The sequence below is a fragment of the Streptomyces sp. A0642 genome (genome assembly GCF_004795105.1).
In the GTDB taxonomy this organism is placed as follows: Bacteria; Actinomycetota; Actinomycetes; order Streptomycetales; family Streptomycetaceae; genus Streptomyces.
The window spans coordinates 388519-401546 of the sequence record NZ_SSBL01000005.1; the positions used below are offsets into that span (position 1 = coordinate 388519).

At 70.8% G+C, this 13028-nt stretch carries 14 protein-coding genes and 1 tRNA gene; 10 read left to right on the forward strand and 5 right to left on the reverse strand.

Annotation, left to right across the window (positions count from 1 at the left end; all coding sequences use genetic code 11):
• The first annotated feature begins 49 nt into the window (after positions 1-49).
• From paaA to E6R60_RS13405, 6 genes are all read left to right on the forward strand, one after another.
• Positions 50-1138, forward strand: a complete 1089-nt coding sequence (gene paaA / locus E6R60_RS13380; RefSeq protein WP_240802531.1) for a 1,2-phenylacetyl-CoA epoxidase subunit PaaA — start codon at positions 50-52, stop codon at positions 1136-1138.
• Complete coding sequence (gene paaB, locus E6R60_RS13385; RefSeq protein WP_136326711.1) at positions 1135-1425, forward strand: 1,2-phenylacetyl-CoA epoxidase subunit PaaB; 291 nt, start codon at positions 1135-1137, stop codon at positions 1423-1425. Before paaA ends, paaB begins: the two co-directional genes overlap by 4 nt.
• Positions 1422-2123, forward strand: coding sequence for a 1,2-phenylacetyl-CoA epoxidase subunit PaaC (gene paaC / locus E6R60_RS13390; protein WP_136326712.1), 702 nt, complete (start codon positions 1422-1424; stop codon positions 2121-2123). The genes paaB and paaC overlap by 4 nt, the downstream gene beginning before the upstream one ends.
• Positions 2117-2623 (forward strand): 1,2-phenylacetyl-CoA epoxidase subunit PaaD, encoded by a 507-nt coding sequence (gene paaD, locus E6R60_RS13395; protein WP_136326713.1) that lies wholly within the window; start codon positions 2117-2119, stop codon positions 2621-2623. The genes paaC and paaD overlap by 7 nt, the downstream gene beginning before the upstream one ends.
• A complete protein-coding gene (locus E6R60_RS13400) occupies positions 2624-3685 on the forward strand; it encodes a 2Fe-2S iron-sulfur cluster-binding protein (protein WP_136326714.1) in 1062 nt (353 codons plus the stop codon). It abuts the gene before it with no gap.
• Between the two features lie 88 nt (positions 3686-3773).
• Positions 3774-5015: an acyl-CoA dehydrogenase family protein gene (locus E6R60_RS13405; protein WP_136326715.1), complete on the forward strand. Its 1242-nt coding sequence runs from the start codon at positions 3774-3776 to the stop codon at positions 5013-5015.
• A 151-nt stretch (positions 5016-5166) separates the two neighbouring features.
• Here the strand turns inward: E6R60_RS13405 and E6R60_RS13410 are convergent, their stop codons facing one another.
• From E6R60_RS13410 to E6R60_RS13425, 4 genes are all read right to left on the reverse strand, one after another.
• Positions 5167-5511, reverse strand: a complete 345-nt coding sequence (locus tag E6R60_RS13410; protein ID WP_136326716.1) for a rhodanese-like domain-containing protein — start codon at positions 5509-5511, stop codon at positions 5167-5169.
• Positions 5512-5557: 46 nt separating this feature from the next.
• The gene (locus E6R60_RS13415; RefSeq protein WP_136326717.1) at positions 5558-6532 is read right to left on the reverse strand and encodes a J domain-containing protein; all 975 of its coding nucleotides are present in this window, start codon (positions 6530-6532) and stop codon (positions 5558-5560) included.
• A 103-nt stretch (positions 6533-6635) separates the two neighbouring features.
• Positions 6636-8114, reverse strand: a complete 1479-nt coding sequence (locus E6R60_RS13420; protein ID WP_136326718.1) for a DUF2252 domain-containing protein — start codon at positions 8112-8114, stop codon at positions 6636-6638.
• A 136-nt stretch (positions 8115-8250) separates the two neighbouring features.
• Entirely contained in the window at positions 8251-8598 is a 348-nt protein-coding gene (locus E6R60_RS13425) for a helix-turn-helix domain-containing protein (RefSeq protein ID WP_136326719.1), read from the reverse strand.
• A 124-nt stretch (positions 8599-8722) separates the two neighbouring features.
• Here E6R60_RS13425 and E6R60_RS13430 point away from each other — a divergent pair, with 124 nt between their 5' ends.
• A complete protein-coding gene (locus E6R60_RS13430) occupies positions 8723-9334 on the forward strand; it encodes an NAD(P)H-dependent oxidoreductase (RefSeq protein ID WP_136326720.1) in 612 nt (203 codons plus the stop codon).
• A 244-nt stretch (positions 9335-9578) separates the two neighbouring features.
• On the opposite strand, the gene E6R60_RS13435 is transcribed toward E6R60_RS13430, so the two are convergent.
• Positions 9579-9661: transfer RNA gene (locus tag E6R60_RS13435), tRNA-Leu, on the reverse strand.
• Positions 9662-9973: 312 nt separating this feature from the next.
• Here E6R60_RS13435 and E6R60_RS13440 point away from each other — a divergent pair.
• The 3 genes from E6R60_RS13440 to E6R60_RS13450 all read left to right on the forward strand — a co-directional run bounded on the left by E6R60_RS13440 (position 9974) and on the right by E6R60_RS13450 (position 13007).
• Positions 9974-10855 carry a DUF3662 and FHA domain-containing protein gene (locus E6R60_RS13440; RefSeq protein ID WP_136326721.1) on the forward strand — a complete coding sequence of 294 codons (882 nt, stop codon included), beginning with the start codon at positions 9974-9976 and terminating at the stop codon, positions 10853-10855.
• Between the two features lie 10 nt (positions 10856-10865).
• Positions 10866-11381 (forward strand): FHA domain-containing protein, encoded by a 516-nt coding sequence (locus E6R60_RS13445; RefSeq protein WP_136326722.1) that lies wholly within the window; start codon positions 10866-10868, stop codon positions 11379-11381.
• Between the two features lie 129 nt (positions 11382-11510).
• Positions 11511-13007 carry a Stp1/IreP family PP2C-type Ser/Thr phosphatase gene (locus E6R60_RS13450; protein ID WP_136326723.1) on the forward strand — a complete coding sequence of 499 codons (1497 nt, stop codon included), beginning with the start codon at positions 11511-11513 and terminating at the stop codon, positions 13005-13007.
• Positions 13008-13028: the final 21 nt, after the last annotated feature.

Here is a 13028-nt window from a genome sequence, read left to right on the forward strand (position 1 = left end):
TCACCATTGAAGTCATTGAACCGAACGATCGGTCGGTAGGGAGTCCGGGATGGCGGCAGTGACTGCGGGCCAGACAGCGCAGGCGACAGCAGGCGGTACCGAGGGGGCGGGCGGTGCCCTGGAGGCGGCCTTCGACGCCGCGGTGGCGGCCGACGAGCGGATCGAGCCACGCGACTGGATGCCCGACGCCTACCGCGCCTCGCTGGTCAGGCAAATGGCCCAGCACGCCCACTCCGAGATCATCGGCATGCAGCCGGAGGCCAACTGGATCTCGCGCGCCCCCTCGCTGCGCCGCAAGGCCATCCTGATGGCCAAGGTGCAGGACGAGGCAGGGCACGGGCTGTATCTGTACAGCGCCGCGGAGACGCTCGGCACGAGCCGCGAGGAGCTGCTCGACAAGCTGCACGCCGGCCGCCAGCGCTACTCCTCGATCTTCAACTACCCGACCCTGACCTGGGCGGACGTCGGTGCCATCGGCTGGCTGGTGGACGGCGCCGCGATCACCAACCAGGTCCCTCTCTGCCGCTGCTCCTACGGCCCCTACGCCCGGGCCATGGTCCGCATCTGCAAGGAGGAGTCGTTCCACCAGCGCCAGGGCTACGAACTGCTGCTCGCTCTCAGCCAGGGGACGCCGGCGCAGCACGAGATGGCCCAGGACGCCGTGAACCGCTGGTGGTGGCCGTCCCTGATGATGTTCGGCCCGCCCGACGACGCCTCGTCGCATTCGGCGCAGTCGATGACCTGGAAGATCAAGCGGCATTCCAACGACGAGCTGCGGCAGCGCTTCGTGGACATCTGTGTCCCCCAGGCCGAGGTCCTGGGACTCACCCTCCCCGACCCGGACCTCCGGTGGAACGAGGAGCGCGGCCAGCACGACTTCGGGGCGATCGACTGGACGGAATTCCAGGAGGTCCTGAAGGGCAACGGGCCGTGCAACGAACAGCGCCTCACCCAGCGCCGCCGGGCGCACGAGGAAGGCGCCTGGGTCCGGGACGCGGCAGCCGCGTACGCACAGAAGCAGACGACCGCACAGGAGCAGGCGGCCTCGCAGGAGCAGGCGTCCGCACAGAAGCACACCGATGGACTGAACACGGCCACAGCGCACACGGCCGTACCGAACGGGGAGGCGACAGCATGAGCAGCTCGACCGACTGGCCGCTGTGGGAGGTGTTCGTGCGCTCACGCCGCGGGCTCTCCCACACCCACGCCGGCAGCCTGCACGCCCCGGACGCCGAGATGGCCCTGCGCAACGCACGCGACCTGTACACACGCCGCTCCGAGGGCGTCTCGCTCTGGGTCGTCCCGTCCAGCCAGATCACGGCGTCCTCGCCGGACGAGAAGGACGCGTTCTTCGAACCGGCGGGTGACAAGCCCTACCGGCACCCCACCTTCTACGCGATCCCGGACGGGGTGAAGCACCTGTGAGCGCGGCCCTCGCACTCGGCGACGACGCGCTGGTGCTCTCGCACCGGCTGGGGGAGTGGGCCGGGCACGCCCCGGTGCTCGAGGAGGAGGTCGCCCTCGCCAACATCGCCCTCGACCTGCTGGGCCAGGCCCGGGTCCTGCTCTCCCTGGCGGGTGACGAGGACGAGCTGGCGTACCTGCGCGAGGAGCGCGCCTTCCGCAACGTTCAGCTGGTCGAGCAGCCCAACGGCGACTTCGCCCACACCATCGCCCGTCAGCTGTACTTCTCGCTCCACCAGCACGGCCTGTACGAGCAGCTGGCGGCCGGGGACGGCGAATTCGCCGGTCTGGCGGCCAAGGCCGTCAAGGAGGTCGCCTACCACCGGGACCACGCCGAGCAGTGGACCCTGCGCCTCGGTGACGGGACACCCGAGAGCCACGCGCGCATGCAGCGCGCGGTGGACGCCCTGTGGCGCTTCACCGGCGAGCTGTTCCAGCCCGTCGAAGGCGTCGACGTGGACTGGCAGGCGCTGCACAGCCGGTGGCTGGACTCCCTCACCACCGTGCTGGAGCGGGCCACGCTGGCCGTGCCGACCGGACCGCAGACGGGCGCCTGGACAGCCGGCGCCGGCCGGCAGGGCATCCACACCGAGCCCTTCGGCCCGATGATCGCCGAGATGCAGCACCTGCACCGCAGCCACCCGGGGGCGTCATGGTGACCTGGACGCCTCTGGAGGAGGAGCTGCGGAGCCTCGCCGGCGCCGTACCCGATCCGGAGCTGCCCGTACTGACCCTGGAGGAGCTGGGCGTGCTCCGGGGCGTGGAGGTGCTCGCACCGGGCCGCGTCACCGTGCGGCTCACCCCCACCTACACCGGCTGCCCCGCGATCGAGGCCATGTCCACGGACATCGAGCGGGTGCTGTACGACCACGGCATGACCGAGGTCTCCGTGGTCACCGTCCTCTCCCCCGCCTGGTCCACGGACGACATCAGCGCGGAAGGCCGGCGCAAGCTCGCCGAGTTCGGCATAGCGCCCCCGCGGCCCCACGATGCCGCGGCCGCCGCCACCGGGCCCGTACCCCTGGCCCTGTCCCTGCGCTGTCCCCACTGCGGCTCGACCGACACGGAGCTCCTGAGCCGGTTCTCTTCGACCGCCTGCAAGGCGCTGCGCCGCTGCGTGGCGTGCCGTGAACCGTTCGACCACTTCAAGGAGTTGTAGATGTTCCATCCGCTCCGGGTCAGCGCGATCGAGCGGCTCACGGACGATTCGGTGGCCGTCACCTTCGCCGTTCCGCCGAAGCTTCGCGAGACCTTCCGTCACAAGCCCGGCCAGCATCTCAACATCCGCTACACCGCGGGCGGCGAGGAGATCCGGCGCTCGTACTCGATCTGCGCACCGGCCACCGAACACCCCGCCGACCCGGCGCTTCGCGTGGGCATCCGGCTCGTCGACGGCGGCGCCTTCTCCACCTATGCGCTCAAGGAGCTGGCGGTCGGCGACCAGGTGGAAGCGATGCCGCCGATGGGCCGCTTCGTCCTCGCACCGCGTGCCGGGCAGTTCGCGGCGATCGTCGGCGGGAGCGGGATCACCCCCGTGCTGTCCATCGCGGCGACGCTGCTGGCCAGGGAGGCCGACGCCTCGTTCTGCCTGGTCCGGAGCGACCGGACCGCCGCGTCGACGATGTTCCTGGACGAGGTGGCCGATCTCAAGGACCGCTACCCGGACCGGTTCCAGCTGGTCACGGCGCTCTCCCGGGAGGAGCAGCAGGCGGGCCTCCCCTCCGGCCGGCTGGACCGCGAGAGGCTCACCGGCCTGCTCCCCGCCCTGCTCCCGGTGGCCGACGTCGAGGGCTGGTACCTCTGCGGGCCGCTCGGCCTGGTCCGGGCCTCCGAAGAGGCGCTGCGCGATCTGGGCGTCGACCGGACCCGCGTCCATCAGGAGATCTTCCACGTCGAGGACAGCCCGGAGGCACCCGCCCGGGCGCCGCGGGTCGCGGCTTCCACGCACAGCATCCTCACGGCGACCCTGGACGGCCGCTCGGGAAAGTGGCCGGTGGAGGACGGCGAGTCGCTGCTGGAGACCGTGCTGCGGAGCCGTTCCGACGCTCCGTACGCCTGCAAGGGCGGGGTATGCGGGACCTGCCGGGCCTTCCTGGTCTCCGGCGAGGTGCGGATGGACCGCAACTTCGCACTGGAGCCGGAGGAGACGGACGCGGGCTATGTGCTCGCCTGCCAGTCCCACCCGGTGACCGGAGAGGTGGAACTCGACTTCGACCGCTGACCGTGGCTTCCCTTCTTCTAGAACCTGTTCTATCTTGACGCTCCGTCAGGTCAGGCACAGGCGCAGCGGTTCGCGGGAGGCCGGGACAGTGGACTTCACCTTCACCGAGGAACAGCAGGCAGCCGGCGAGGCGGCACGGGCCGTCTTCTCGGGCGTCGCCCCCGATGCGGTGCCCAGTCCCGCGCTCGTACCGGGGGCGGTGGCCGAGGACATCGACCGCCCCCTGTGGGCCGGTCTCGCCGCCGGCGACCTGCTGAGCTTGACGCTGGCTCCGGAGCATGGCGGGGCGGGCCTCGATCTGGTCGCGCTCTGCCTGGTGCTGCGCGAGTCCGCGAAGGTCCTCGCCCGGGTCCCGTTGCTCGAGACGTGCGCGGTCGCGATGGCGGTCCAACGGTACGGCGACGGGGAACTGGCGGCCGAACTCCTGCCGCTCGTCGGCCGGGGGAGCCTGGTGCTCACGGTCGGCGCCAACGGCCGCACCGGCCACGACCCGGCCCCCCTCGCCGTGACCGCAAGGCCGGACGGCGAGGGCAGCGGCAGCCACAGCGGCAGCCACAGCGGCAGCGAACACGAGGGCGCAGGCGCTGGCGGCGACAGCGGCGCTGGCGGTGGTGGAGCCACCGGCAGCACGGCCACATCCTGGGTACTCGACGGCGTGCAGTCGGGGGTTCCGTGGGCCCAGGCCGCGGACTGGATCGCGGTGCCCGCCCACACCCCGGACCACCGCGCCGTGGTGGCCCTGGTCCGCCGTGATGACGCCGGTGTCACCATCGCCGAGCAGGTCTCCACCAGCGGCGAACTCTTCGGCGAGGTGAAACTGGAAGCGGTCCGGATCGAGAGCCGTCGGCTGATCGACGCCGCCGGCGCCTGGGAGTGGCTGTGTTCCGTGCTCACGACCGGCACGTGCGCACACGCGCTGGGTCTGGGCGAGGCCGTCCTCGCCATGACGAGCCAGTACACCGGCAAGCGCGAGCAGTTCGGCTTCCCCCTTGCGACCTTCCAGGCCGTCGCCGTCCAGGCCGCGGACCGCTACATCGACCTGCGGGCCATGGAGGTCACCCTCTGGCAGGCGGCCTGGCGCCTCGACGTCGGCGGGACCGGCGCGCTGCCACCGGCCGGCGATGTCGCGGTGGCGAAGATATGGGCGTCGGAAGGAGTCCGCCGGGTCGTGCAGACGGCGCAGCACCTGCACGGCGGCTTCGGCGCGGACACCGACTACCCCTTGCACCGCTTCCACGCCTGGGCGAAACAGATCGAGCTGTCCCTCGGCCCGGCAGCGGCGCACGAAGAGGCCCTGGGCGACCTGCTGGCGGCGCACCCACTCGACTGACGCCACCGGTCAACCGGCAGCGACAGTCGACAGGCAGACGCATTCGCAGACGCAGACGCAGACGCAGACGGAACGACGACCGACCACCGCCGGCCGACGACCAGCGGGATCGGATCCGGCAGGATCAGGCGAGTCAGGCGAGTCAGGCGAGTCAGGCGACGAACGCGGGTGTCCCGTTGTCGGTGACCATCGGACGTCCCGCAGCGTCCCACGCGAGCATGCCGCCGTCGATGTTGACGGCGTCGATGCCCTGCTGCACCAGGTACTGGGTGACCTGGGCCGACCGGCCGCCGACCCGGCACATCACGTGCACACGCCGCCCGTCCTCCGCCGCCTCGGTCAGTTCGCCGAACCGGCCCACGAAGTCGCTCATCGGAATGTGCAGGGCGCCGTCGACGTGCCCGGCCGCCCATTCGTCGTCCTCCCGGACGTCCAGCACGAAACCGTCCGCCGGCACCGCTGTGACGTCGACCGCGGGAAGCGGGGCGAAATTCATGGGTCATGCCTTCTCTCGTAAATGCGCACCGAAGTCACCGGAAACGCTACTGCACCAGGCCCGCCAACTCGGTCTCACGCTGTGAGACCTCGCCCAGCAGCTGCTCGGCGATCTCTTCCAGCAGATGATCCGGATCGTCCGGAGCCATCCGCAGCATGGCGCCGATCGCGCTCTGCTCCAGCTCCTGGGCGAGCACCGTCAGCAGTTCCTTGCGCTGGGTCAGCCAGTTCAGCCGGGCGTACAGCTCATCGGCCTCGCTGAGCTCCGCCTCGGGCACGACCGGACCGGCCGCCCACTCCTGGGCCAGTTCCCTGAGCAGCGCCTCGTCCCCGCGGCCGTAGGCGGCATTGACGCGGGTGATGAACTCGTCCCGCCGGGCCCGCTCCTTCTCGTCCTGCGCCAGGTCAGGATGGGCCTTGCGGGCCAGCTCGCGGTAGAGCTTGCGCGCCTCGTCGGTCGGCCGGACCCGCTTCGGCGGCCGGACCGGCTGCTCCGTCAGCATGGCCGCGGCCTCGGGGGACAGACCCTCGGAGTCGATCCAGTCGTGGAACAGCTCGTCGACGCCCGGCATGGGCATCACGATCGCCCGCGCCTCCTGCGCCTTGCGCAGATCCTCCGGATCCCCGGTCCTGGCGGCCCGCGCCTCCGCGATCTGCGCGTCGAGCTCGTCGAGCCGCGCGTACATGGGGCCCAGTCGCTGGTGGTGCAGCCGGGAGAAGTTCTCGACCTCGACCCGGAACGTCTCCACCGCGATCTCGAACTCGATCAGAGCCTGCTCGGCCACCCGCACGGCCTGCGCCAGCCGCGCCTCGGGCCGCGCCCGGTCAGCGGCGCCGCCGTCGGCGGCCGCGTCGGCGGCCGGCGCGGCATCACCGGAACCTCCGGCACCGCCCTCGGCGGCCCCGGTGGGGCCGTCCGCATGCGCCCCGGCCGGGGAGCCGGGCTGCTCGTCCTGCGGGGCGTCGTCCTGCCGGGCATCGTCGTTCCGGGTGGTCGGCACCCCGGGGGCTTCGTGGGTCACCCGTCCAGCGTATGGCCACGGCCCGGGTGCCGAGGACCCAAGGTCGGCGCCGCGGCCGTCCACCCCCGTTCGGCGCGGCCGCCGCACCCCGCTTCCGCGACCGTCACACCCCCGGTTCCGCGGCGATACGCCCCGTTCCGACCGCCCGCACCAGATCCGCGTGATCGGCTTCCGTACGGTCCGCATAGGTCACCGCGAACGCCGCCACCGCCTCGTCCAGCTCGTCGTTCTTGCCGCAGTACCCGGCGATCAGCCGTGGATCGGCGCTGTGCGCATGGGCCCGCGCAAGCAGCGCACCCGTCATCCGCCCGTAGTCGTCGACCTCGTCGGCCGCCAGTGCCGCCGGGTCCACGCTGCCCTTCCGGTTCCTGAACTGCCGCACCTGGAAGGGCCGGCCCTCGACGGTCGTCCAGCCCAGCAGGATGTCGCTGACGACCTGCATCCGCTTCTGTCCGAGCACCACCCGGCGCCCCTCGTGCACCACGTCCGGCACATCGAACCCCGCGGCGGGCAGATGGGGGGCCAGCACCGACGGCCTGGCCTCCTTCACCTGGAGCACCAGCGGCTCGCCCCGGTGATCCAGCAGCAGCACCACGTACGACCGGGTGCCGACGCTTCCCGTGCCGACCACCCGGAACGCCACATCGTGAATCGCGTACCGGGCCAGCAGCGGCGCCCGGTCCTCCGAGACGGTGGACAGATAGTCGCCCAGCCCTGCCGCCACGGCCGCCGCCTCCGCGTCCGGGACCCGGCGCAGCACCGGCGGCGCGTCGACGAACCGGAGGCCGCCGTCACCGGAGTCCTCCGTCGACTTCGCCGCGAAGCGGGCGCTGGTGTTGTTGCGCGCCTTCTCCGACACCCGCTCCAGGGTGCCCAGCAGATCCTTCGCGTCCGCGTGCGAGACCAGCTCCTCGTCGGCGATGGCGTTCCACGCGTCGAGCGCGGGCATCCGGGCCAGCAACCGCATCGTCCGCCGGTAGGCGCCCACGGTGTCGTACGCGCCCCTGCGGCAGGTCTCCTCGTCCGCGCCGGCCTCGCGGCCCGCGAGCACCATCGACGTGGCCAGACGCTTGAGGTCCCACTCCCAGGGGCCCGCCACGGTTTCGTCGAAGTCGTTCAGATCGATGACCAGACTGCCCCGGGCATCGCCGTAGAGACCGAAGTTCGCCGCGTGCGCGTCACCGCAGAGCTGAGCGGCCACCCCGGTGACCGGCGTCCCCACCAGGTCATGGGCCATCAGGCCCGCCGAACCCCGCAGAAAGGCGAACGGCGTGGCGGCCATTCGCCCCACCCGAATCGGTGTGAGACCCGGCACCCGGCCCTGATTCGACTCCTCGACGGCTCGCACCGCGTCGGGGCGCCCCGCAGGAAGTACCAGTGAGCTGTGGGAAGTGCGGGGCACGCGCCGGCGCAGCGCCTTGCCGGCCGCTCTCGGCGACGGCGGGGCGCTCCGGTCCTCCGGGTTCGTGCGCCGCGCGAAACCGGGCACGACCGGAAGGCGCGGACCTGCCTCCGCGACCGGTGTGCCCGAACCGGCCTTCGCGGCCCGCTGTTCCGGCACTGCCGTTTCGATGTCACTCATGGCGCGCAGCCTCCCCCGACCGCACCCGGCGCCGCCGTCGGCGTCCGGCGTCCCGGTCCAGCATCCACTGCCGAGGACGGTACCGCTGCCCCCGGACCGCCGCCCAGACCAGGGCCGCCGGGACCCGCAGGGGCGGCTAACAACCGCCGAGAGAGTCCTTCAGGTGGGCTTCCGCCCAGCTCCCCAGTTCCTTGAGCGCGGGTTCCATCGCGGCACCGGCCTGTGTCAGGCGGTACGAGACCCGCAGCGGCGGCCCCTCGTCGACCTCCCGCACCACGAGCCCCGCCGCTCCCAGTTCGGACAGCCGGTCCGAGAGCATGCGCTCACTGATGCCGGGGATGGCCCGCCTCAGGTCGGCGAAGTGCACCGGCTGCTGCATCAGCACGGAGACGATCGGCCCTGTCCAGCGCTTCCCGAACAGCTCGAAGACGCGGCTGATGGCCACGTCCACCCGCCTGCACGTCTGCTCGCTGTGTTCCGCCATCCGTCCAGGGTACTGCGTGGGCGGGAGGAGCTTACTATTCGTAAGCGGCTATGTTATTACTAGGTACGTACGAAATGTTGAACCGCTTCGCCGACCCGACCCTCACCGAAACATGGAGACCCTCATGACCACCCTCCTGCACCTGGATTCCGCCCTCTTCCCCGAGGGATCCGCATCACGCGAGATCAGCGCCGCATTCGTGCAGGCCTGGCGCGAGCAGCACCCCGACGGGAAGGTCGTCTACCGGGATCTCGCCGCCGCGCCCCTGCCACACCTGACCGCCGAGGCCGCCGCAGCGGGCGCCGAGCACCCCCTGCGCGGCGAGCTGGCCGCAGAACTCGCCGCTGCGGACGCGGTCCTGATCGGCGCCCCGATGTACAACTTCTCGATCCCGTCGACGCTCAAGGCATGGCTCGACCACGTGATCATCATGGGTCACAACGCGGGCCCCGAGAGCCCGGTGGCCGGCACCCCGATCACCGTCGTCGCCAGCCGCGGCGGTTCGTACGCGGCGGGCACCCCCCGCGCGGACGCCGAGTTCGTACAGAACTATCTGGCGACCCTGCTGACGTCGATGTTCGCCGCCGAGGTCGACTTCATCGTCCCGGAGCTCACCCTGGCCCACAGCAATCCGGCGATGGCCGAACTCATCCCGCTCGCCGACTCCTCCCGCGCCAAGGCCTTCACCGACGCCTCGGAGAAGGCCAAGGCCCTCGCCGCCCGGCTCGCCGCCTGAGGCGCCGGACACGGGGAGGGAGCCCGAGGCGCAGGGCGCGACAGACGGGAGGGGCCGGGGACCGCAGACCCGGCCCCTCCCGCGCGGCGTTTCGACTTCGCGAGCCCTCGGCTTCCCTCCACCGCTCAACCGGGAGGGCGAGGATCGAATTCGGACGTTTCACGTGAAACCAAGCCACGCGGCATTTCCCGGGCGGGAACCGAAGAAGCCCCACAGGCCATAGGCCTGTGGGGCTTCTCTCTTGTGCGCGAGGGGGGATTTGAACCCCCACGTCCCGAAGGACACTGGCACCTGAAGCCAGCGCGTCTGCCGTTCCGCCACTCGCGCATGAGTGGTGTTTCCAGACTCTCGCTTTGCTGCGAGCGCCTGGCGACAAACGGAAGATTAGCACGCTGGACAGGGTGGATTCACATCCGTTTGTTTCGCCGAGCGGCCGGACAGGAGGGGGAACCTGGAGCTACTGCCCCCACTCCTCCTGAGTGCACCCAAGGTGCGGGACACTGTCAGGAGGCCGCCTCTACGATCCGTGTGAGGGGGGACACTCCTCCACAGGGCAGACAAGGGGAACCAGCCGATTTCCCTACGCGTGGATACGATCAGTAAGCAGTACAGGGACGACGACACCGGAGGAGGTGCCCCATGGGAGTCATGAAGCGTTTCGAGCAGCGTCTCGAAGGTCTGGTCAACGGCACCTTCGCCAAGGTCTTCAAGTCCGAGGTCCAGCCGGTCGAGATCGCCGGAGCACTCCAGCGGGAGTGCGACAACAACGCCACCATCTGGAACCGCGAGCGGACCGTCGTCCCCAACGACTTCATCGTCGAGCTCAGCGCCCCCGACTACGAGCGCCTCAGCCCGTACTCCGGCCAGCTGGGCGACGAGCTCTCCGGGCTGGTCAGGGACTACGCCAAGCAGCAGCGGTACACCTTCATGGGGCCGATCAAGGTCCACCTGGAGAAGGCGGACGACCTGGACACCGGTCTCTACCGTGTGCGCAGCCGCACCCTGGCGTCGAGTTCGTCACAGGACCAGCCGGGCCCGCAGTCCTTCCAGAGCCCTCCCGGCCCGCAGGCCGCACCGCCCGCCCGTCCCGGGCACGGACGCCCCCAGGCGCCCGGCGGTTACGGCTACCCGCCCACCTCCGCACCGCCCATGCCCGCGGCACCGCCGCCGGGCGCCCGGCACGGCGGTCCGGGCCCCGACCGGCGTCCGCCGGTCACTCCCGGTCCCCCGCCGAGCGCGCAGGTGCGACGTTGGATCGAGATCAACGGCACCCGCCACCAGATCTCCCGGCCGACGCTCGTGATGGGCCGCAGCACCGAGGCCGACGTACGGATCGACGACCCCGGCGTCTCCCGCCGGCACTGTGAGATCAGGACCGGAACGCCCTCTACGATCCAGGATCTCGGTTCTACCAACGGCATCGTGGTAGACGGGCAGCACACCACCCGCGCTACGCTCCGCGACGGCTCGCGGATCGTCGTGGGCAGTACCACCATCGTTTACCGGCAAGCCGAAGGGTGAAGCGGGGGCAATGTCAGAGCTGACCCTTACGGTCATGCGGCTAGGTTTCCTGGCTGTTCTGTGGCTGTTCGTGATCGTGGCCGTCCAGGTCATTCGAAGTGACCTGTTCGGAACGCGCGTCACGCAGCGCGGCTCACGCCGCACTGCTGCCGACGCGCGGCCTCCACAGGCACGCCAGAACGCTGCGGCACCGCCGCAGCAACGCCAGCAGCCCGGCCGCCAGCGCCGGGGAGCACCGACCAAACTGGTCGTTTCCGAGGGGACGCTCACCGGCACCACGGTGGCCCTCCAGGGGCAGACCATCACGCTGGGCCGGGCCCATGATTCAACGATCGTGCTGGACGACGACTACGCGTCCAGCAGGCATGCCAGGATCTACCCCGACCGTGACGGCCAGTGGATCGTCGAGGATCTCGGGTCCACCAACGGCACGTATCTTGACCGGACCCGCCTCACCACCCCGACGCCCGTTCCGCTGGGCGCGCCGATCCGGATCGGCAAGACCGTCATCGAGCTGCGGAAGTAGTACGACAATGAGCGAGCGGAGCGAGCGAGCCGCGGCGGCCCGGGCAACGGACCCGGGCAGGCTCCCGACCGGAGGGTGGGCAGTGTGGCTCGAGACCGGCTGTACCCCGAACCGACGGGCGAGGTGCGCATGAGTCTTTCCCTGCGCTTCGCCGCCGGATCGCACAAGGGCATGATCCGGGAGGGCAACGAGGACTCCGGCTACGCCGGACCGCGCCTGCTCGCCATCGCCGACGGCATGGGCGGACAGGCGGCCGGTGAGGTCGCCAGCTCCGAGGTGATCTCCACGCTCGTCCAGCTCGACGACGACGTGCCCGGCTCCGACATCCTCACCTCGCTCGGTACGGCGGTCCAGCGGGCCAACGACCAACTGCGCATGATGGTCGAGGAGGACCCCCAGCTGGAGGGCATGGGCACCACGCTCACCGCCCTGCTGTGGACCGGCCAGCGCCTCGGCCTCGTACACGTCGGCGACTCACGCGCCTATCTCCTGCGGGATGGCGTCCTGACGCAGATCACGCAGGACCACACGTGGGTCCAGCGACTGGTCGACGAGGGCCGGATCACCGAGGAGGAGGCCACCACCCACCCGCAGCGCTCCCTGCTGATGCGCGCGCTGGGCAGCGGCGACCACGTCGAACCCGATCTCTCCATCCGTGAGGTCCGGGCCGGCGACCGCTATCTGATCTGCTCCGACGGCCTCTCCGGCGTCGTCTCCCACCAGACGATGGAGGAGACGCTCGCCAGCTACCAGGGCCCGCAGGAGACCATCCAGGAGCTCATCCAGCTCGCCCTGCGCGGCGGCGGTCCCGACAACATCACCTGCATCGTCGCGGACGTCCTCGACGGCGACAGCAACGACACCCTGGCCGGTCAGCTCAACGACACCCCGGTGATCGTCGGAGCGGTCGCGGAGAACCAGGCCGCCCAGCTGAACGACGGCGGCGCCATGGAGACCCCGGCAGGACGCGCGGCCGGCCTCGGTCGCCCCGTCCCGCCGCCCTCCGGCGGCTTCGGCCCTCCCGGCAGCGGCGACGACGTCGGCTACGACGGACTGCCCGACGGGTCCTTCGGTTCCTACTCCGACGAGGACTTCGTCAAGCGCGGCGGCCGCAAGTGGCTCAAGCGGTCCCTGTACACCGTGCTCGCCCTGGCGGTCATCGGCGGCGGTCTGTACGGCGGCTACCGCTGGACCCAGGGCCAGTACTTCGTCGGCGTGAAGAACGAGAACGTCGCGCTGTACCGCGGCATCAGCCAGGACCTCGCGTGGGTCTCGCTCTCGAAGGTCGAGACGGACCATCCCGAGATCGAACTCAAGTACCTCCCGCCCTACCAGCGCAAGCGGGTCGAGGCGACCATCGCCGAGGGCAGCCTGGCCGACGCACGCAAGAAGATCACCGAGCTCGCCACCCAGGCAACGGCCTGCAAGAAGGACGCTCAGCGCCGCGCAGCCGAGAAGAACGCCCCGAGCGACGAGGGCCAGGCCGGCGGTACGGACACGGACGCCGCCAAGACGTCCGCGGCATCCGGCACCACCAAGACCAAGCAGACTTCAGCGACTCCCACTCCCGGTCCCAGCCTCTCGGAGGAAGAGAAGAAGCTGGTCCCGCAGTGCGGTAAGCAGTAAAGCCGTAGGGGGCCTTCAGCA